Here is a 21,905-nt window from a genome sequence, read left to right on the forward strand (position 1 = left end):
GGAAACGGAAAAAATTGCGGCGCCCCGGCGAAGCCGCCGGCAGAACGCGGGAAATCCCTAGGCGGTTGCCGGATCCAAAGGCGCCGCAAATGCCGCCGGCGCGCGCGTCGACTGCCTTTCAAAGCTCCACACAATGGGTCAAATGCGTGAAATCCGGGTTGGCCACACTGTGCGGACCCGAGGGGCGGTGCGGGCGGTTTCGCCGCCACCCGCCATGCCGTCCCCCGGGCTCCCCGTGTGATTGCCCCGGAGTCCAAGCGCGATGAAAGCAGGCCGGTTCATGACGGATAGGCAGTACCCGCCCAGGCGCCGGCAGCGTGGTTTCACGCTGATCGAGATCATGGTGGTGATCGTCATCATGGGTATCCTGGCGGCGCTGATCGTGCCGCGGCTGCTGGACCGGCCCGACCAGGCGCGCGCGGTGGCGGCGCGCCAGGACATCAGCGCGCTGATGCAGGCGCTCAAGCTGTACCGGCTCGACAACGGCAGTTACCCCAATACCGAGCAGGGCCTGCGCGCCCTGGTCGAACGACCGGCTTCGGGGCCGGGCGCCTCGAGCGCCTGGCGCGCCTACCTGGACCGCCTGCCGAATGACCCCTGGGGCCACCCGTATCAATACCTGAACCCCGGCACCCGGGGCGAGATCGACGTGTTTTCGCTGGGCGCGGACGGCAAGCCGGATGGAGACGCGGGCAATGCCGACATCGGTTCCTGGCAGCTGTGACCGGCAGCGCGGCATGGCGGTGATCAGCGCCTTGCTGGTGGTGGCGGCGGTGACGATGATCGTCGCGTCGTTGCTGCAGCGCCAGGACACTTTCCTGCGCGCGGTGCAGGCGGCGCAGACGCGCGCCCAGGCCCAGGCGGTGCTCGAAGCCGGGCTGGGCCTGGCGCGCCAGTTGCTGCGGGAGGATAGCCGGCGCCAGGCCGCGACACGCGCCGATGGCGACTGGGCCGCGCCCATCATCGACACGCGGCTGCAACCGCCCGGCCGCGATACCGCCTTCGTCGGCCGGCTGGAGGACGAGCAGGGCAAGTTCAACCTGCGCAACCTGGTGTTCGAAGGACGGCTGCACCAGGACGGCGTGGAGGAACTGCTGCGCCTGTGCGCCCTGGTTGGCGTGGCGCCCGAGGTGGGCATGGCCATCGCCCAGCGCATGCTCGATTCGCAACCGGGGGCGGCGTCGGGCTCGGCGCTGCCGGCGCCGCGCGGCCTGGAGGAGCTTGCCGGCGTGGCGGGCGTGAACGTGGTGGTGCTGGCGCGGCTGCGGCGCCATGTGACGGTGCTGCCGCGCGTCACGCTGGTCAACGTCAACACCGCCAGCGCCGAAGTCATCGCGGCGCGCGTGCCGGGCATGTCGCTGGAGCAGGCCAGGGCCATGGTGGCGCAGCGCGATGGCGGCCTCTGGTTCGTCAACCAGGGCGACTTCGCCAATCGCCTGGCCAGCGCCAGCGGCGCCGGGCAGGCCGCGGGCGCCGATACAGGCAACAACGCAAGCGGCAACGCCAGCAACAACGCCCGCGGCGACACCCCCGTGGCGGCGCCGCAAGCGCCGCGCGTGGCGGTGGCCAGCGGCTGGTTCACCTTGACCGGCGCGGCCCGGCTGGGCGACGCGATCCTGCCGTTGAAGGCGCTGCTGGCGCGCACCAGCGACGGCGCCTCGCGCATCGTCTGGTCGCGGGAAGGCGCGTGATGGCCTCGATCCGCGTGCTGTTGCCGCCATTGCGCATTCTCGCGGCTGATACGCCGCTGCCCCTGGCGGTGCAAGAGAAGGCCGGCTGGCGCCGCCAGGCGCCCCTGTCCCTGGCGGAACTGGGGCGGCGCTGGCCGGGCGCGCGCGTCACCGTTTTCCTGCATCCCGAAGACCTCACGCTGACGTCGGTGTCGTTGCCGCCGCTGACGCGGGCCCGCTTGCGGATCGCGGTGGAAGGCGCGATCGAACCGCTGGCGCTGGGGGACCCCGACACCTTGCGCATCGGCCACGGCCCCCGCGACGCCGATGGGTGGGTCGCCGTGGCCTGGGTCGACGCCCAGGCGGCCGCGGATGCGCAGTCGTTGCTCTCCGCCAGCGGACTGTCGCTGGCGGCCTTCGCGCCGACGCCGTTGTGGCTGCCCGAGACCGCGTCGGGCTGGACGCTGTATTGCCTGGATGGCTACCTGGTGGCGCGCCAGCCCGACGGACGCGGCGCGCTATATGCGCTGGAAATGGCCGATGGCGACACGCCGTCGACACTGGCGCGGACGTTGGGGCCGGACGCCGCCGCTTGCGCCGCCGGCGCCCGCCAGTGGATCGGCGCCGTGCCGGCGCAGTGGCGTGGCGATGCGGCCGACCCGGTGTTGCCGGAGGCGGCCTGCGGCGTGATGGCCGATATCCCCTGGACCATCGCGGCCGCCGCCGACGGCCATGCAGCGGCCGGCGCCTGGGGCTGGGGCAGGGCGACCGCGCTGGCCATGGCGGCGGCCGCGGTATGGATGGCCGGCCTGGCATTGCAGGCAACCCGGTTGGAACATGGCGCGCAGGCCCTGCGCCAGCAACAGGCGCAGGCGTTGCGCCAGGTGTTTCCGTCGATCACCACGGTGGTCGACCCGCTGGCGCAGGCGCGCCGGCAACTGGCCGCGCGCCGCGCCGGCACGGGCGATGACTGGCGCGAACTCGGATTCCTGTTGCGGGCGGCGCGCGAACACATGGCCTTCGCCGCGGGCGACGTGCTGGCCTGGCGCTACGAGGCGGGCGGCCTGGAGCTGGACATGCCGCCCGCGGCCCGTCCCGGGACGCAGGATGCGCCCGCCGACGGCAAGCCGGCGGCTACGCCCGGCTGGGTCCAGGCGGCGCGCCAGGCGGGCTTGGCGGTCCAGGCCACCGCGACCGGTTGGCGCCTGCGCCGCGCGCCGGCGGATGCCGAGGCCGGGAAGGCAGAACGCTCATGACGCTGGCGCCTCCTCCCAGGCCGCTGGGCCTGCCGGCGCTCTGGCGCGGTCGCTGGCGCGCGCGCCGCCAGGCCTGGCAAGCCCGCGGCGTGGCGGCCTGGACGCGCCTGTCGCACAGCGAAAAACGCCTGCTGGCGCTTTGTGCCTGCGTCGTCGGCGCGGCGCTGTGCTGGCTGGCGGTGATCGAACCGTCGCTGGCGCGCATCGAGCGCAGCCGGCAAGCGCTGCGGCAGCTGGAAGCGGGCGCGCGCGAACTTGATGCCGTATTGCGCCAGGCCGGCCCGCCGCCAACGGCGCGGCAGGCGGCGGTGTCGGCCGAAACACTGGGCCGCTGGCTCGATGCGGCCGGACTGGCGGGCCGCTACGAGGTCAGCGCCGACGCCACCGGCGCCTGGCGCATTCGCTTCGACCATGCGCCCGCCGCGCCGCTGGCGGCCTGGCTGCTGGCCGGCCCGGCGCCGTTGTCGCTGGCGTTGACGCGCGTCGAACTGCAACGCCAGGACGAAGCCGAGCCCGCCGAGCCTGGCGTAGCGCCGGGCGAAGGCCTGGCCGGAGTGGTGCTGCTCGGTCCCATTTCCCCCAACGAAAGGTAATCCCGTGACGCAGTACCCCTTGCAGCGCACCGTCTACCGCGCGTCCGCCCGCCGCACCGCCGCCAGCATGGCCAAGCTGCTGGCGCTGGCGGGGTGCGCGTCCCAGCAACGGCAGGCTGGTCCCGTGGCCGAGGTATCGATCGACCGCGTGCCGCCCCTGGCATCGTCGCGGGCGCCATGAACGCGCGCGATGCCAGCCCGCGTCACAAGCTGCCCTATGCCTGGGCGCGGCAGCACCGGGCGCTGCTGCAGTGGCAGGGCGGGGGTGTCGGCGAACTGGTCATCACCGACCAGACGCCGGCCTGGGCCGTGATCGAGGCGCGGCGTCGCCATGGCCCCATGGCGCTGCGCCGCGCCGCCGACGCCGAGTTCGACGGGCTGCTGGCCGCCGCCTACGCCGATGCCGGCGACGCCGCCTCGGTGGTCGGCGCGGCCGAGAACGAGGTCGACCTGGACCGCCTGCTGCACGAGATGCCCGAGGTCACCGACCTGCTGGACGCGCAGGACGACGCGCCGGTGATCCGCATGATCAACGCGCTCTTCACGCAGGCCGCGCGCGACGGCGCCAGCGACATCCACATCGAGCCCTATGAAACCCATTCGGTGGTGCGCTACCGGGTCGACGGCGGGCTGCGCGACGTGGTCAGCCCGCGCAAGGCGTTGCACGGCGCGCTGATCTCGCGCATCAAGATCATGGCGCACCTGGACATCGCCGAAAAACGGCTGCCGCAGGACGGGCGCATCGCGCTGCGCGTGGGCGGCCGGCCGATCGACATCCGCGTTTCCACCGTGCCCACCGGCCACGGCGAACGCGCGGTGCTGCGCCTGCTGGACAAGGAGGCCGGCCGCCTGCGGCTGGAGAAGCTGGGCATGGCGCCGGGCGTGCTGCGCGAACTGGATCGCCTGGTGCACCAGCCGCATGGCATCGTGCTGGTCACCGGACCCACCGGCAGCGGCAAGACCACCACGCTGTATGCCGCGCTGGGCCAGATCGACGCCGCCACCTCGAACGTGCTGACGGTCGAGGATCCGGTGGAATACGACCTGCCGGGCATCAGCCAGATCCAGGTCAACGCCAAGATCGACATGAGCTTCGCGGTGGCGCTGCGCGCCATCCTGCGGCAGGACCCGGACGTCATCATGATCGGCGAGATCCGCGACCTGGAGACCGCGCAGATCGCGGTGCAGGCCTCGCTGACGGGCCACCTGGTGCTGGCCACGCTGCACACCAACGATGCCGTTTCGGCGCTGACGCGGCTGACCGACATGGGCGTGGAACGCTTCCTGCTGGCCTCGTCGCTGCTGGGCGTGCTGGCGCAGCGCCTGGTGCGGCGCCTGTGCCCGGACTGCCGCCGGCCATCGCCGCAGGAACCGGGCCTGTTCGAGCCGGTGGGTTGTCCGGCCTGCAACCACACGGGTTATCGCGGCCGCACCGGCATCCACGAGTTGTACATCGTCGATGACGCCCAGCGCGGCCTGATCCACGAGGGCGCAGGCGAACAGCAGCTGCGCGTGGCCGCGCAGCGCGCCGGCATGAAGCTGATGCGCGAGGACGGCCAACGCTGGGTGCTTGCCGGCCAGACCTCGCGCGAGGAAATCATCCGCGTCACGCGGGACGGGTAGGGCGGACCATGGCGGATTTTCGTTTCGAAGCGGCCGACGCGCTCGGCAGGATCCAGCGCGGCGTGTTGAGCGCCGACAGCGCCCGCGCCGCCCGCGCGCAGCTGCGGGCCCAGGGGCTGACCGCGCTGGCGGTGCGCCTGTCGGCCCGGCGCGGAGCCGGCTCGGCGGAGCTGTTCGCCGCGCGGCTGTCCGATAGCGATCTGGCCTGGGCCACGCGCCAGCTTGCCAGCCTGCTGGCCGCTGGGCTGCCGCTGGAGGGCGCGCTGTCGGCCACCGTTGAGCAGGCCGAAAAGAAGCATATCGCCGCCACGTTTTCCGGCGTGCGCGCCGACGTGCGCGGCGGGCAACGCTTTTCCGATGCCCTGAGCGCCCGGCCGCGCGATTTCCCGCCGATCTACCGCGCCCTGATCAAGGCCGGCGAGGACTCCGGCGACCTGGCCCGCATCATGGAACGCCTGGCCGACTACATCGAGGGGCGCAATGCGCTGCGCTCGAAAGTGCTGACCGCGTTCATCTATCCGGCCATCGTCGGGGTGGTGTCGATCTGCATCGTGGTGTTCCTGCTGGCCTACGTCGTGCCGCAGGTGGTCAGCGCCTTTTCGCAGGCCCGCCAGGAGCTGCCCTGGATCACCCGCGCCATGCTCGCCGCCAGCGATTACGTGCGCGCCTGGGGCGGCTTGAACGCGCTGGTCGCGGCGCTGCTGTTCGGCCTGTGGCGCCTGTCGCAGCGCGCCGAGGCGGCGCGGCTCGCGTGGCACGGGCGCATCCTGCGGCTGCCGATGATCGGCCGCTTCGCGCTGGGCGTGAACACCGCGCGTTTCGCCGCCACGCTGGCGATCCTGGCCGATGCCGGCGTGCCGCTGCTGCGCGCGCTGGACGCCGCGCGGCAGACGCTGGCCAACGACTGCCTGCGCCGCGCGGTGCTCGACGCCACCGAACGCATCGAAGGCGGGTCGGGCCTGGGCGCGGCGCTGCGCCAGCAGAAGGTGTTTCCGCCGCTGCTCTGCCACCTGGTCGCCAGCGGCGAGAAGACCGGCACGCTGGCGCGCATGCTGGACCGCGCCGCGCAGACGCTGTCCGCCGACATCGAGCGGCGCGCCATGGCCATGACGGCGATGCTCGAACCGCTGATGATCCTGATCATGGGCGGGGTGGTGCTGACCATCGTGCTGGCGGTGATGCTGCCGATCATGGAGATCAACCAGATGGTGGGCTGAGACGGTATCGACACGCGCGCCGCAACGTGAAAGCGCAATCCGCGCGGGCGTAGCGAACTCCGCACATCTCCGCACATTCTTACCTCACTCCACACCTTTTTTCCCGTCGCTGTCACCTCGTCTGATCAACATGTCTCCAACGCGTCAGGCCGGTCTTTGCAGAGCGCTGCCGGATGCGTTCTCGGGTCCATTCGTTCTTTTCTCCCCACGCAGTTCTCTCCTAAACGAGTGCAAGGAGCAAGACATGTTCAATCGCAATTCCCTGGTCGCCGCGCTGTCGGCGGTCGGCATGCTGTCCCTGTCGGGCGCCGCCCTGGCGCAACAGGTCGTGGTGTCGGGTGGCGCGACGCTGCCCCAACCGCTGTACCAGGATGAAATCAACAGCTTCCCGGCGTCGACCTTCAAGGCCTACGTCGGCAAGGGCAGCGGCGCGGGCAAGACCGCCTTCCTGACCAACAGCGCCGTCGGCTTCGACAGCACCGGCGTGGTCCACTGGATCGGCAGCGACTCGATCCTGACCCAGACCCAGATCAACGACTACCTGACGACCGGCCTGGGCAAGATCGGCAACACCTCGGGCCATGGCCCGCTGGTCCAGATCCCGTCGGTGGGCACGCCCGTGACGATCTCGTACAAGGGTCCCGCGGCCGGCGTCACGCTGAACAAGGCTCAGCTGTGCGGCGTGCTGTCGGGCAAGTACACCAAGTGGAGCGACGTCGGTGTCTCCTCCGGCTCGGCGCCCGACGCCTTCACGGTGATCTACCGTTCGGACAGCAGCGGCACCACCGAACTGTTGACCCGCCACCTGCAGGCCGTCTGCGGCACCGACGCCAACGTCGCGTTCAGCGGCAAGAGCACCTTCGCCCAGGAATTCCCGGGCAACACGCCGCCGGCCAACTTCCTGGCCGCCGCCGGCAGCGGCGGCGTGGCCACGGCGATCAGCGCCCAGGCCTCGGCCATCACCTACCTGAGCCCGGATCCCTCCTTCACCGTTGCGCTCGAGCAGGCCTCGCTGATCAACAAGAACAACAGCGTGGCGTACGCGCCGACCTCGGCCAACGTCAGCACCGCCCTGGGTAGCGCGGCGGCGCTGCCGCCCGCCACCGGTGTGGTGCAACGTGACCCGGCCGGCGCCAACTGGACCGACACGAACAACCAGGCCAACCCGTTCAACTGGGTGCGTTCGACGGTCAACCCGGGTTCGGGCTACCCGATCGTGGGCTACACCAACTTCGTGTTCAGCCAGTGCTACACCGACGCGGCCGTGGCCACGGCGATCAAGAACTTCCTGACCACGCACTACTCGACCGCCAACTCGACCGTCGGTGGCAGCAACCCCGGCAAGATCGACCAGCACAAGCTGGTTCCGCTGACCCCGGCGAACCGCACGCGCGTGCTGGCCGCCTTCATCAACGGCACCACCGCCAACCTGAACATCAACAACGCGACGGTTTGCGGCAGCTACGCCGGCCGTGGTTGATTTCACGATGGTTCGCTAGCACTGGCCGTCAAGGCAGAGCGGGGCGGAGCAACCGGCAACGGGGCTTCGCCCTTTTTTTCCAGGGCGCGGCGCTACATGCCGGCAGGCGCCCGATGCCCGGAGTTCGCCATGAGCAAGTACCTTCTCCGCTTCGCCACGCTGTGCCTGCTGGCCCAGGCCTGCATCCACGGCGCGGCCGCCGGCCAGACGATAGTCTCGGGCGGCGCCAGCTTGCCCCTGCCGCTGTACCAGGAGACCCTCGCCAAACTCCCGCCGGGGATTTTTCCGTCCTACGTGGGCACGGGCAGCACGGCCGGATTGCGCGCGTTCCTGCTCAATACCGCGGACACGTTCGGCCGCAACGGGGCAGTCCACTGGATTGGCAGCGAGACGCCGTTGACCCAGGCGCAGATCGCCGACTACCTGGTCCAGGGTTGGGGCCGGCAGGGCGACCCCGCCGGCCATGGACCGTTGATCCAGATTCCGGCCGCGTATGTGGCCGTCACGATTTCCTACAAGGGCCCGTCGCAGCCCGTCACGCTGAGTTCCCGGCAGCTTTGCGCGATCTTCTCGGGCATGGTGGATCGCTGGAGCCAGTTGGGTGTGTCGGTGCCGCCCTCGCTGGACGCCTTCAAGCTGGTCTACCGTGCAGACGGCAGCGGCACTACCGCGTTACTGACCCGTCATCTGCGTGCCGTCTGCGAAACCGGCGGCGCCTTGCGGTTCACTGGCAAGAGTGTGTTCCGGGAGGAGTTCCCGCCCGGGCCCTTGCCGGCCCATTTCGTCGAGGCGCATGGAGACGACGGCGCCGCCCCGGCGATGGCGGGGAATGTCTCGGCCATCACCTATATCGGACCGGACCCCGCCTACACCGCCGGCATCAAACAGGCCTGGCTGGTCAACCTGCATGATGGGGTGGCCTACCTGCCGACGTCCGCCAATGTCCTCGCGGCAATGGAATCGACCGGCGCGCCGGCGCTGCCCAACGGCACGGCGGTGGGGCGCGGTCCGGGCGCGCCGGGCTGGTCGTCGTCGGACAATCCGGGCAATCCGGCCAACTGGGTGCGGATCGTGGCGGATCCGCCCGGCGGCTATCCGATCGTGGGCTCCACCAACCTGGTGCTGAGCCAGTGCTATGCCGATACCATCGTCACGAGCGCCTTGCGGGTGTTTCTCAAGCGCCTGTACGAGGACCCCGCGGCCATCGCCAGCCATCAGTTGACGCCGCTGCCCGCCACGCTGCGCGCGCACCTGCTGGCCACCTTCGTCAGCCCCGCGGGGACGCCGGCGCGCTTGAACCTCGGCAATGCGGCCGTGTGCGGCGACGTCGCCGGCCGTGGCTGAGGCGCGCGCCGCACTGTTACGCCACTCCACACCTTTTTTCCCGCCGCTGTCATCTGGCGGACACATCATTGCCGGTGTCGCGGCCATTTGCCGCGCGTTCGCGCATGCCGCGAGCGCGCCCGGCCCGGCACCCATATCGACAGCCGCCTTTCGTAGCGGCGCATACCCAGGATCAGAGATACGGCATGAACCAGCAGACAGGCAGCGTGACCCGACTTGGCAAGGGCGGACAACGGGGCGCCCCCGCATTCCGGCTGTCGCCAGCCATGCACGCCCTGGTCCTCGCCCTGTCGGCGGCGCCGGCGCTGGCGGCCGGCCCGGCGTTCGGTCCTGGCTGGTTCTCCGACAAGCGCGCCACGCAGGCGCAGACCGCGGCGACCGGGCGCCTGCCCGGCGGCGGCCTGGCCGGCATTCCGTCGACGCTGCGCGACCAGCAGCGCGCCAGCCAGCAGCTGCAGCGCTCGCTCGCCAACCTGAACCGGGGCGCGGCGGCGATCGCGGCGCAGCAGGCGGCCCAGGCCGCGGCGCGCCAGGCGGCGCTGAACCAGGGGTCGCCGGTGCCGGACGGGATGGCCGAAGACGGGTTGAAGGTCGACACCAATCCGCTGACTGCCGGCTGGCTCAATGCGCGTCCCTTGACGCCCGGCTCGCAATCCTCGCGCGGCGGCCGCACCGTCGTCACGGTCGACCAGACCGCCGACAAGGCCATCCTGAATTGGGAGACCTTCAACGTCGGCCGCAACACCACCGTATCGTTCAAGCAGCAGGCCAGTTCGTGGTCGGTGCTGAACCGGGTCAACGACCCGCGCGCGCGGCCCAGCCAGATACAGGGCCAGATCGAAGCACCCGGCACCGTCATGATCGTCAACCGCAACGGCATCGTCTTCAGCGGTTCCAGCCAGGTCAATACGCGCAACCTGGTCGCCGCCGCGGTGGGGATGAGCGACGCCCAGTTCCGCAGCGGCCTGTACAGTGGCAAGACGGGTGAAAGCGCCAACGAGCGCTACACGCCCAGCTTCGGCAACGACCTGGTCGGCCAGGGCGACGCCGCCCGCGCCGGCAACGCCACCGGCGACGTGCGCGTCGAGGCCGGCGCGCGCATCCAGACCAGCGCGCCTGGCGGCGTCACCCAGGGCGGCGGCTACGTCCTGCTGCTGGGCCGCGAAGTCCACAACGCCGGCCAGATCACGACGCCGAGCGGCCAGACGGTGCTGGCGGCGGGCGACACCTTCATCATCCGCCGCGGCCTGGGATCGGACGCCAATGTCCGTTCCACCACCCGTGGCAACGAGGTATCGGCGCGCCGCAATGCGGGCAGCCAGGCGGGCGTGGCGGCCAACACCGGCCTGATCCAGTCGCCCTTGGGCGACATCACGCTGACCGGACACGAGGTCCGCCAGCAGGGCGCGGCCATCGCCACCACGTCGGTGACCACGCGCGGCACGGTGCATCTGCTGAATTCGGCCAGCGACGCCAGCGGCAGCGTCGTGTTCGGCCGGGATTCCACCACCGCCATCCTGATCGAGAACGACGGCACCGTCGCGCTGGATGCGCAGCGCGACACGCTGGTGCGTCCAGCGCCGGAGGAGGGCGACAATCATCGGACCGCGGGCCAGGCTTTCGATCACCTGAGCGCCTTGCCCGATCGCCGCGACCAGTCGCGCATCGAGGTGACCAGCGGCGGCACGGTCGAGGCCCGGGACGGCGCGCTGGCGCTGGCCACGGGGGGGCAGATCGCCATCGCGGCCAATCGCCGCACGCTGCTCAACGACGGTGCGTTGCTGGACGTCGCCGGCGCGGTCGGCGTCAAGGTGACGATGGAATCCAACAACCTCAAGATCAATATCCAGGGCAACGAACTGCGCGACGCGCCGCTCAACCGCGATGGCAAGGTCTTGAACAACAGCGAAATCTGGATCGACCGCCGCGCGCTGGTGCAGGTGGCCAAGGGCGTGAACGGCTATGAACGCGAGCGCTGGTACACCGCCGGCGGGCTGCTGGAGGTGGGCGGCTACCTGGGCACCGAGCGCCACGGCATCGGCGAGTGGGCGGCGATCGGCGGCACGGTGACGGTGGAGGGCGGCGAGCTGGTCGCCCGCCGGGGGGCGCTCATCAACATCTCGGGCGGCACGCTGGACGTGGCGGGCGGCAACATCCAGCAGAGCTGGCTGCGGGGCGAGGACGGCCGCCTGTACGAAGTCTCGCGCGCGCCCGGCGACCTGCTCTACAAGGGCCTGTATCGCGGCTTCGAAGACACCCACGCGCGCTGGGGCCAGAGCGCCACCCGCTATTTCTACAGCGCCTTGCTGGCGCCCCGGCAGCGCTACGAAGACGGCTATACGGCCGGACGCGACGCGGGCCGCCTGGTCATCGGCACGCGCACCGCGGTGATGGAAGGCAGTATCGTGGGCGAGGCCTTCCAGGGCGAACGCCAGACCCAGGCGCGACAGGCGGTGGAGGCGGGCCTGCGGCAGCAGACCGGCTACCAGCAGTCGCAGCTGGCCCGGGCGCAGGCGGGTCAATTGATCGTTGGCCGCTATGTGGCACGCCAGATCACCAGCGCAACGACGACTTCGTGGGGGTACGACCTGGCGGCCGCGGCCAGCCAGATCCTGTTCACCGATGCCATGCCGCCGCTGGCCGACCGGCTCGGGCTGGACGACGCCATGCCGGCCGAACGCCGCGACAGCGTGTGGCTCGATGCCGCGGCGCTGAGCCGCGCGGGCCTGGGCCAGGTCACCGCCGTGGCGGCGCGGGACGTGACGGTCGGGCACGATCTGCGGGTCACGTCCGGGGGCCTGATCGAGCTATACGCGCCGAACGTCTCCATCCAGGGCGACCTGACGGCGCGCGGCGGCCGCGTGGCTGCCGGCAATGTGCTGCAGAGCGTCGAACGCGAGGTTTTCCTGGCGCCGGCCGCCAATACCTCGGCGCGGGTCGAGGTCGCGCCCGGCACAAGCATCGATGTCAGCGGCCTGTGGGCCAATCTGCGGCGCGCGCCGCAAGACGTCGATGCGCTGGCCTGGCGCAATGGCGGGCAGATCGCGCTGCGCGGCACCGGCGCGGTTGCCGTGGCGGCGGGCAGCGTGCTGGATGCGCGTTCGGGCGCGACCCTGGACGTCAAGGGCCGGCTGAGCGGCGGCAAGGGCGGCGACGTGGCGCTGGAGCAGGTGGCGCTGAACGGCAGCGTGCCCGGTCCGGGACCCGTGGGGGTGTCGCTGGCCGGCACGGTATATGGCTACGGCGTCAACGGCGGCGGCACCCTGCGGGTCGGCGCCAACCGCGTGTTGATCAGCGATGCTGCGGATGCCGATGCCGGCGCCGATGGCCTGGTGTTGCGCGGCGACCTGTTCCAGCGCGGGTTCGCGCGCTACGACATCAACGGCGCGCAGGGCTTGACCGTTGCCGACGGCATGGCGCTGGACGTGGCGATGCCGGTCTATCGTCCCAGGTCCGAGACGCCGGCCCCGCAGCTGGCCGGCTTCGATGACGCGCTGACGCTGTGGACGCCGCCGTTGTTCCAGGAGAATGCCGTCACCGGCCGGATGAGCCAGCGGCTCGGGGCCAGCCTGTCGCTGTCCGCCTTCGTTGCGGCGACGCCGCAGACGGTGGGCGCCTTGCGGATCGGCCAGGATGCCGTGCTGCGGGTCGACCCAGGCCAGACCATCCGCCTGCAATCGCGCGGGCTGATGCGGGTGCAAGGCACGCTGCAAGCGCCCGGCGGCCAGATCGTGGTGGCGCGGGGCGCGGATGACCAGGGGGCCACCGCGCAGCTGGGCGGCCTGCCTAACTCGGTCTGGATCGAATCGGGCGCGAGGCTCGACGTGGGCGGCATTGCGGCGACGGCCGTGGACGCCCGTGGCCGCCGCTACGGCAAGCAGCTCGATGGCGGGCGCATCGCCATCGACGGCGAGTTCGTCGTCATTCGGCCGGGCGCGGTGCTGGAAGCGTCGGGTTCGGCGATGACCGTGGACGTTCCGGTGAATGACGGCGCCGGCGCGGGCGCCAGGCGGGTTGACGGCAAGGGCGGCGAGATCGCGCTGGCTGCCACCGCCGGCCTCTACCTGGATGGCGCGATGCGGGCCGCGGCGGGCGGCGCCAGCGCCGCGGGCGGAGCCCTGTCGCTGAAGCTGGAAACCCCGCTGTACGCGACCGGCACGCAGCAGGCCCTGATACGGCCGCGTGAGCTGCGCATTTCGCAGGCGGCGGGCGCGAGCCTGCTGCCGGCCGGCATCACCCCGGAAAGCGCCGCGCTGGACTATGGCTTGGGCCGCATTGGCGTGGACCAGATCGCGGCGGGCGGCTTTGGCGACGTGTCGCTGTATGCGCGCGACCTGTTGACCTTCGACGGCGACGTGACGCTGCAGGCGCGGCAATCGATCAGCCTGTACCAGGGCGCGCTGGGCAACACCCGGGCGGGCGCCACCGTCCGCATCATCGCGCCCTATGTGCTGTTGAGCGGCCGCACCAACCTGACTCCCGCGATCGTGCAGCAGGTCGAGGCCACGCTCAACGCGTGGACGCCGTCGACGCTACCGGGCGCCGCGCTGTTTGAAGTCGACGCCGACCAGATCGATATCCGCAACCGCGTCAATGCCGGCATGTCCGGCGCGGCCAGGCTGGGCGGCGGCAGCCAGCTGGCCATCGAACGTCGTGGCTACGACAACGTGGCCCTGCGCAGCCGGGGTGACCTGCGGTTCCTGGCCACCGCGGGCGCCACCGACATCCCCATCAGCGGGCAGAGCGACACCAGCGCCGTCCTGACGGCGGGCAACCTGCTGCTGGCCGGGCAGCGGGTCTATCCCGCCACGGGCGCGAAGGGGTTGGCGGTGGCCGGGTGGCGCGGCGGCGTTCCCTATGACGCCGACGCGGTGCTGCGGATCGAGGGCGTGGCCGGTCCGCAGGCTGGCGCCGCGCCGCTGTCCGTGTTCGGCGCGCTGACCTTGAACGCGCCCAACGTGGAGCAGGGCGGCAACGTGTTTGCGCCGTTGGGACGTATCGTCATGGGCATCGGCATCAACGGCGATACCCGCCAGGTGCGGCTGCTGCCCGGCAGCCTGACGTCCGTCAGCGCGGCTGGCCTCACCGTGCCCTATGGCGGCACCGTCGACGGCCTGAGCTATCTTTATCAAGGCGTGCCGGTGGAGGCCGCGGGCGTCGGCGGCATGAGCGTCTTCGGGGTGATGCGCGGCATTTCCCTGCTGGGTGGATCGATCACGGTGGATGCCGGCGCGGTCATCGACCTGTCCGGCGGAGGCACCTTGGCGGGCGCGGGATTCATCAGCGGGCGAGGCGGCTCCACCGATCCGCTGTTCCATCCCTTGCCGCGGTTCGATGGCGTGAGCGGCAAATTCGACCTGCCGGCGCTGTCGGACCGGCCGGTCTACGCGATCATGCCGGGCCTGGCCGACGGCTACGCGCCGGTGGCGCCGCGCGACGAAGCCAGCGGCTACGCAGGCTCGCGTCCGCGCGCCGGAGAGACCATCACGATCGGCGCCGGCGTGCCCGGCCTGCCCGCGGGTACCTATACCTTGCTGCCGTCCTACTACGCCCTGTTGCCCGGCGCCTATCGCGTCGAGCTGGGGCAGGGCGCGCTGGGCGGCAACGCCAGTACGCTGCGGGGGGGATCCTGGTCGGTCGCGGCCATCCGCGGCCTGTCCAACACCGGCGCCGTGGATGCCATGCCGCGGCAGGCGCTGGTCACCCCCGGCGACGTGCTGCGGCGGCATGCCCAGTACAACGAGATGGACTACAGCGCCTTCGTGCTGGCCGAGGCCGCGCGCAGTGGCCAGCCGCGGCCGATGCTGCCCACCGACGCGGCGGCGCTGGAGTTCAACTATCGCAACCTGCCCGGCGCCGGGCCGGCGCTGCGGTTCGACGGCCAGGCCCGCTTCACGCCCGCCAGGGACGGCTATGGCGGCCAGTTGCTGGTTCGCACCAACGGCGCGGCGCTCGAGATCGTCAACGACGCGTCCACGGCCTCGCCGGCCGGCATCGCGCTGCGGGACAGGGATCTGAACGCGGTGGCCGCCAACCGCCTGTCGCTCGGCGGCTGGGCGTACCAGCCGGTGACGGCGGGAGACCGCCAGCTGGGCACGGCAGCCGGCTCCGGCGGCGACGTCATCGTGCGCGCCGGCGCCCAGTTGCGCGCGCCCGAAGTGCTGCTGATCGTCGACCAGGCGAAGTCGATCGTGGTCGAACGCGGCGCGGCCATCAATACGCTGGGGATGGGCGCCGCCCCTTATGACGCGCGCCAGGGCTACCGGTTCGGCAGCGCGGGAGGAAACAACAGCATCCTGGCCATCTCCAATGGCTGGCTGGATTTCGGCAATGGGCTGGGCGCGCAATCCGGCCGCATCGAGCTTGGCGCCTGCCCGGCGACAGCCTGCGCAGGCACGACCCAGCTTTACTCCGATGGCACGGTGGTCTTTGGCAGCAACAATCTGGTGCTGCACGACGCCTTGCGCTATGGCACCCGCAACCTGGTGGTGGCCGCCAGCAGCCTGAACGCGGGCGGCGATGCCGCGCTGGCGGACGCGATGGCGCGCGGCGTTCTGCCCGCGGGGCTGCGCCTGTCGCAGGACCTGTTGCGCCGCCTGCTGGACGGCGACACCAGCGTCGGCGCGCCGGCGCTGGAACGGGTGATCTTCTCGTTGCGCGACTCGGTCAATTTCTTCGGCAACGTCAATCTGAGCACACTGGATGCCGCCACCGGCAGCTCCAGCCTGGCGCAATTGGTGCTGAACACGCCCGCCATCTACGGCTACGGCGGCGCCGGCGACGTCGCCACCCTGTCCACCGACACGCTGGTCTGGAACGGCGTCGCCAACGCCGAGCCTGCCCCGATCGCGGCCGGCGGGGCGGGAACCGGCCTGGGCACGCTGAACCTGAGCGCGCGCCGGATCGTGCTGGGCGACGCCAACGGCGCGCTGCAGGTGCCGCACCAGCAGATGCGGCGCCAGGCGCTGGGCTTCGCCAGCGTGCGGATGGATGCCGCCGAGCAGATCACCGCGGGCGGCGAGGGCAGCCTGGAGGTCTACCAGGCGCGCGGCGACTTCGTCGATGGCAAGTTCCAGTACCAGGGCGGCTCGTTGCTGTTGCGCACGCCCATGCTCACGGGCGGCAACGGCTCGGTCACGCGCCTGACGGCGGGCGACCTGCTGCAATTGACGGGCACCGGCGCGGCGCCGGCCGACGCCGCCGCGCCGTGGGGCGCCACGCTGACCCTGCAAGGCGGCAAAGTCGAGCTGGACAGCGCCATCGTGCTGCCCAGCGGCAAGCTGGTGGCGCAGGCCGAGCATGGCCTGACGCTGGCCAGCCGGGCGCGGCTCGAGCTGGGCGGTCGCGCCGTGACCCTGGGCGACCAGACGCGCTATGGCTGGGGCGGCGACGTGGAGCTCGAAAGCCGCAAAGGGGATATCGTCCAGGCGGCCGGGTCCATCATCGATCTGTCGGCGCGCTACAACCAGGCCGGCAGGCTCACGGCCACGGCGCTGGACGCCGGCGCCGGCCTGATCGACCTGCGCGGCGCCATCAAGGGGCAGTCCAGCGGCGAGTACGATGCCGGCGGCACCCTGGTGCCGTTCGAGGCCGGCGGCATCGCGCTGCGGGCCCAGGCCATCGCCGACTTCGTGGCGCTGAACCAGCGCCTGACCGAAGGCGGCGTGACCGGCTCGCGCGCCTTCCAGCTCAAGCGCGGCGACCTGGTGATCGGCAATGAAATCAAGGCCCGGCGGATCAACATCGCGGTCGACGGCGGCAGCTTGACGGTCAATGGCGTGGTCGACGCCGGCGGCGCGCAGGTCGGCAGCATCCGCCTGTCGGCCCGGCGCGACCTGATCGTCAACGGCCTGCTGGACGCGCACGGCGCCTTGCTGCGCGTGGACAGCCGGGGCGACATCATCGACAGCCCCAACCGCGCGGTGGTCGAACTGACCGCCACGCAGGGCCGTCTGGTGCTCGGCGCCAACGCGGCCATCGACCTGCGGGCCGGCACCGGCGTGGCGGCGGGCAATGGCCCCGGCCAGCATGATGGCCGCCCGCGCGGCACGCTGGACCTGAACGCGCCGCGCCTGGGCGCCGATGACGTGGCGCTGGACATCCTCGGCACACCCAACGTGCTGGGCGCCGAGCGCATGTCGGTCAATGCCTTCCGGCGCTACGACGACGCGCCCCTCGCCACGGCCCCGGACATCACCGGCCGCACGCCGCAGGTGATCACCCAAGCCTATCTGGACCAGATCGACGCGGACAGCGTCACCTACATGAACGCCGCGCTGGCCAACGCCGCGCTGGGCGCGCGGCTGCGGGGCTACGGGTTGCGCCCCGGCGTGGAGATCGTCAGCCGCGCCGCCGACGGCGATCTGCGCGTCGAGGGCGACCTGGACCTGTCGAACTACCGCTATGGCCCCGACGCGGACCGCAATGATCCGGCGCGCCGCGGCTTCGGCGCGGCCGGCGTGCTGCTGGTGCGCGCCAAGGGCGACCTGAACATCTACGGCAGCATCACCGACGGTTTCGCGCCGCCGCTGGGCACCGATGACGACGTCCGCGCCTGGCGCCTGATCGGCCGGGCGGGGCCGGATGACGCCAATGGCGTCGACGTGGCCGGCCAAAGCCTGATCCTGACGCGCGCGGTCACGCTGGCCGGCGGCACGGTGTTTCCCAACACCGGGACCGAATCGCTGAATTTCGACCTGCCGATCCAGCCCAACACCATCAAGGCCAACGCGCGCCTGCCGGCCCAGGTCGAACTGGCCCAGCCCCTGACCCTGGCGGCCGGCACCGTGCTGGAGGCCGACGTGCGCGCGGCGGACGGCACGCTCTACGCCAAGGGCAGCGTGCTGCCGGCCGCCTTGACGCTGACGGCCGGCGCCCGCCTGGGCGCGGGCATGGCATTGAACCAGGCGATCTCCGTGCGGACCTTCACCGTGCCCAAAGGCACGCCGCTGTCGATCTTCAATGCCCCGCTGGCCCTGGCCGCCGACCTGCCGCTGGCGGCCGGCGCCTACCTGCCCAGCGGAACCGACCTGCGCTTCAACGGCAGCACTGTGGAACTGCGGGACCTGAACGCCGATGGGGTACAGGGCCGCATCTGGGCCGTCGCGCCCATGCTGGGCCGGGGCGCTTCGTCCTGGAGTCTGCGGCTGGCGGGCGGCGCCGACCTGGATTCGGCCGACACCCGCGCGCTGCTGCCGGCTTTCCAGTTGGGCGACCGCGGGCATGTGAAGCTGTCGGATCCGCATTACCTGCAGGACCTGAGCTTCGGCCTGTTGGGCGAATCGCCCATCTTCAGCGTGATCCGCACCGGCCGCGGCGATCTCGACATCCTGGCCGGCGGCAACTTCCAGCAGGGTTCCTACTACGGCATCTACACCGCCGGCACGCCGTCGGACGCCGTGCGCGACGCCCAGGGCAATCCCATTCTCGATGCGCTGGGCAGGGACGCCTACAACCTGCCGCGCGCCTATGACGAGCTGATGAGCCAGACGGACGGCTACGGCTCGGTGCTGGGCGCCGCCGCGGCCAGCTACGAGCCGCTCGTCACCGGCGGCCAATACGCCGCCTGGTATCCCGAGCGCGGCGGCGACCTGCTGCTGAATGTGCAAGGCGACATGCGCGGCGCGGTGCGCGGCCTGCCGTCGAAGTTCGACGGCCAGGATCCCCGTGGCGCGGCGCCCGCGCCGGGAAGCTACCCCGGCTATTGGCTGTGGCGCCAGGGCGGCGCCGGCATCGGCCAGCAGACGGCCTGGTGGATCAACTTCGGGACCTACCTGCCGTCGCCGTACTTCTCCACGTTCTACACCCCGGGCGTATCGGTGGAGGGCTTTACCGGCTTCGGCACGCTCGGTGGCGGCAATCTGTCGGTCAATGTGGGCGGCGACGCAGGCGTGCTGACCCAGCCCGTGGCGTTGCAGAATACCTATCCCACCATGCAGGGTCTGGCGCTTGCCGTGGGCAGCACCGGGCGGATCACGCCGGACGGCAAGCGTGTGTCCACCGGTGGCGGGGACTTGAGCCTGCGCGTCGGCGGCGCGCTGAATCCCTTGCGAACCAGCTCGAGCGATGGGGTCAATGACATTTCCGCGCCGTACTCCGATCTGAACGGCGTCCTGACCAACCTGCGCGGCGCCATCAAGGTGGATGCGCGCAGCATCGGACGGGTCGATCCGCTGTATCGGGCGGTGGACCGATCGGATTCCCGTGGCCTGGACCCATTGCGTCCCACGCTGGCGGCGCCATCCGGCGGTCCGGCCATCGTGGCCGGCGACGCCACCGCCGCGCTGAACGCACGCGGGGATCTGGTCCTGGGCGGCGTGGGCGATGCCGGCAGGATGTACCAGCTGTCGGCCACCCCCTTCATTCACGAGGGCGTGGAACAGCCGGGCGGGGCCAATAGCTGGTTCTCGTTGTGGACGGCGAGGACCTCGCTGGACCTGTTCGCCGCGGGCGGCGCCTTGACGCCGATCACCGCCGCCCACAACGACAACCTGGCGACCAAGAACCAGTACCAATACAGTGCCAGTGGGTATGCGAACGTCTTTGCCTATCCTTCGCGCGTCAGCGTGGTGGCAGCATCGGGCAGCATTTTCTATCACGCCAGCTCAGCCAACGCCGCAACGGAATGGTCCTTTGCTCCGGGAAGCCAGGGCAGCGTGGAAATGCTTGCGCGCGACGGCCTCTATGGCGGCGGCTATCGCACCGGCGTGTCGGGCGCGGACCCGATGTCGATCGCGGCGCCGGAACGCCCCGCCTACCAGGCCACATGGGACAGCGGGGCGGTCAGTGCCGGCAACGCCGTGGGCCTGGAGGGCGGCCTGCTCGCCTTCGGCACGGACTCGGCGGCGGGGCGTCCCGCCCTGTCCAACGCGGGGATCGCGCGCTTCTATGCGGGTGGCGACATCGTGGGCCTGTCTACCGGCAGCACGATAACGACCAAGGACGGCATCGAGTACCACGCCGCCCGTCCCGTCAGCATCCAGGCCGGCGGCGACATCGTCAACCTCAAGGCCCTGGTCCTGAATCACCAACCCAACGACGTTTCCCGCATCGTCGCCGGCCGTGACATCCTCTATGCCAACGTCGACGTGGCCGGCCCTGGCTGGCTGGAAGTCAGCGCCGGCCGCAACCTGACGCAGGAAGACAAGGGCCGCCTCACCAGCATCGGCCCGATCAACGGCGGGCAGACCACCGGCAAGGGCGGCGCAGGCATCGTCGCCAGCGCCGGCGGCCAAGGCGACTACGCGGCGTTTGCGCGCCGCTACCTGGACCCGGCCAATCGCGCCGATCCGGGCCAGCCGCTGTCCGGCCAGGCGGGCAAGACGGCCAAGACCTACGAAGGCGAACTGCTCGACTGGCTGCGCGCGCAGCATGGCTACGGCGGCGCCGCGGACGGGGCGCGCGCCTATTTCGATGCGCTGCCGGCCGAGCAGCAGCGCGTGTTCCTGCGCCAGGTCTACTACGCCGAACTGACGGCGGGCGGCCGCGAGTACAACGACCCGATCGGGCCGCGCGCCGGCAGCTACGCCCGCGGTCGCCAGGCGATCGCCGAGCTGTACCCGACGACCGGCGCGGATGGCCGGCCGATCCGCTACCAGGGCGACATCACGCTGTTCGGCGGCTCCGGCATCCAGACGCTGTACGGCGGCTCGATCCACCTGATGGCGCCGGGCGGCCAGGTGGTCTTCGGCGTCGAGGGCGTGGCGCCGCCGTCCACCGCCGGCATCATCACCCAGGGCGCCGGCGACATCCAGATGTACGCCAAGGGCAGCATCCTGCTGGGCCAGAGCCGGGTCATGACCACTTTTGGCGGCAACATCCTGGGCTGGTCGGCCGAGGGCGACATCAACAGCGGCCGGGGCGCCAAGAGCACCGTGGTGTATACGCCGCAGCGGCGCCTGTATGACGACGTCGGCAACGTGACGCTGTCGCCCACCGTGCCCAGCACCGGCGCGGGGATCGCCACCCTCAATCCGATTCCAGAGGTGCCGCCGGGCGACGTCGACCTGGTGGCGCCGTTGGGCACCATCGACGCGGGCGAGGCGGGCATCCGCTACTCGGGCAACGTCAACCTGGCGGCGCTGCAGGTGGTCAACGCGGCCAACGTGGTGGGGCAGGGCAAGGCCACCGGCGTGCCGGCGCTGGCGGCGGTGAACGTCGCGGCGTTGACCAGCGCCAGCGCGGCCGCGGCGGGGGCGACCCAGGGCGCGCAGGAGACCTCGCGCCAGCAGCAGGCGGCGGCGCGCCGCAACCTGCCGTCCATCATCAGCGTGCAGATCCTGGGCAATGGCAGCGAGCCGCTGTCGGGCGCGGGATCGCCCGGCGCCACCGCGCCGGCCGGCCGCAATCCGGGGCCGGGCGCGGCGGCCGCGACACAGGGCTACGACCCGCGCAGCATCTTCCAGATGGTCGGCAACGGCGAGCTGGACGCGGCGCAGAAGGCCCGCCTGACCGAACCGGAGCAGCGTGGCCTGTCAGGTGGCTAAGAGCTGGAAAGCTGACGATCCGCTGTCATGCCGCAGTCACAAGCGCGACCTACATTGCCCATTCACCGATTAGCACGACGTGTTGCGGCTCCCCCTCAGCCGCCGGGGCGCGACAAGGGCAGGGCATGCATCTGGAGCCAATCAGGGCGGGCAAGCGGCCGGCGCGCGGCCAGGGGCGCCATTGGTTGGGCTGGTGGATCCTGTGTGGGGTCTGCGCGGCCCTGTGCTGGCGCCCGG

Annotated in this window: 10 protein-coding genes; all 10 read left to right on the forward strand. The window is 71.3% G+C overall.

The window, feature by feature from the left end; all coding sequences use genetic code 11:
• Positions 1–280: 280 nt before the first annotated feature.
• The 10 genes from gspG to ACUTAG_RS29790 all read left to right on the forward strand — a co-directional run bounded on the left by gspG (position 281) and on the right by ACUTAG_RS29790 (position 21,668).
• The gene (gspG, locus tag ACUTAG_RS29745) at positions 281–724 is read left to right on the forward strand and encodes a type II secretion system major pseudopilin GspG (RefSeq protein WP_026384969.1); all 444 of its coding nucleotides are present in this window, start codon (positions 281–283) and stop codon (positions 722–724) included.
• The gene (gspK, locus tag ACUTAG_RS29750) at positions 696–1,691 is read left to right on the forward strand and encodes a type II secretion system minor pseudopilin GspK (protein ID WP_187378322.1); all 996 of its coding nucleotides are present in this window, start codon (positions 696–698) and stop codon (positions 1,689–1,691) included. The genes gspG and gspK overlap by 29 nt, the downstream gene beginning before the upstream one ends.
• Positions 1,691–2,926: a type II secretion system protein GspL gene (gspL, locus tag ACUTAG_RS29755; protein ID WP_148318995.1), complete on the forward strand. Its 1,236-nt coding sequence runs from the start codon at positions 1,691–1,693 to the stop codon at positions 2,924–2,926. The genes gspK and gspL overlap by 1 nt, the downstream gene beginning before the upstream one ends.
• Positions 2,923–3,519: a type II secretion system protein GspM gene (gene gspM, locus ACUTAG_RS29760; RefSeq protein ID WP_148318993.1), complete on the forward strand. Its 597-nt coding sequence runs from the start codon at positions 2,923–2,925 to the stop codon at positions 3,517–3,519. The genes gspL and gspM overlap by 4 nt, the downstream gene beginning before the upstream one ends.
• 4 nt (positions 3,520–3,523) lie before the next feature.
• The gene (locus tag ACUTAG_RS29765; RefSeq protein WP_020927622.1) at positions 3,524–3,700 is read left to right on the forward strand and encodes a hypothetical protein; all 177 of its coding nucleotides are present in this window, start codon (positions 3,524–3,526) and stop codon (positions 3,698–3,700) included.
• The gene (gene gspE, locus ACUTAG_RS29770) at positions 3,697–5,142 is read left to right on the forward strand and encodes a type II secretion system ATPase GspE (protein ID WP_148318991.1); all 1,446 of its coding nucleotides are present in this window, start codon (positions 3,697–3,699) and stop codon (positions 5,140–5,142) included. Before ACUTAG_RS29765 ends, gspE begins: the two co-directional genes overlap by 4 nt.
• 8 nt (positions 5,143–5,150) lie before the next feature.
• Positions 5,151–6,359 carry a type II secretion system inner membrane protein GspF gene (gene gspF / locus ACUTAG_RS29775; RefSeq protein ID WP_026384973.1) on the forward strand — a complete coding sequence of 403 codons (1,209 nt, stop codon included), beginning with the start codon at positions 5,151–5,153 and terminating at the stop codon, positions 6,357–6,359.
• Between the two features lie 244 nt (positions 6,360–6,603).
• A complete protein-coding gene (locus ACUTAG_RS29780) occupies positions 6,604–7,839 on the forward strand; it encodes a substrate-binding domain-containing protein (RefSeq protein WP_006384901.1) in 1,236 nt (411 codons plus the stop codon).
• Between the two features lie 129 nt (positions 7,840–7,968).
• Positions 7,969–9,183 carry a PstS family phosphate ABC transporter substrate-binding protein gene (locus ACUTAG_RS29785; RefSeq protein ID WP_148318990.1) on the forward strand — a complete coding sequence of 405 codons (1,215 nt, stop codon included), beginning with the start codon at positions 7,969–7,971 and terminating at the stop codon, positions 9,181–9,183.
• Between the two features lie 185 nt (positions 9,184–9,368).
• A complete protein-coding gene (locus ACUTAG_RS29790; protein WP_148318988.1) occupies positions 9,369–21,668 on the forward strand; it encodes a filamentous hemagglutinin family protein in 12,300 nt (4,099 codons plus the stop codon).
• Positions 21,669–21,905: the final 237 nt, after the last annotated feature.

This window comes from Achromobacter sp. CSND-B12, from assembly GCF_052906545.1.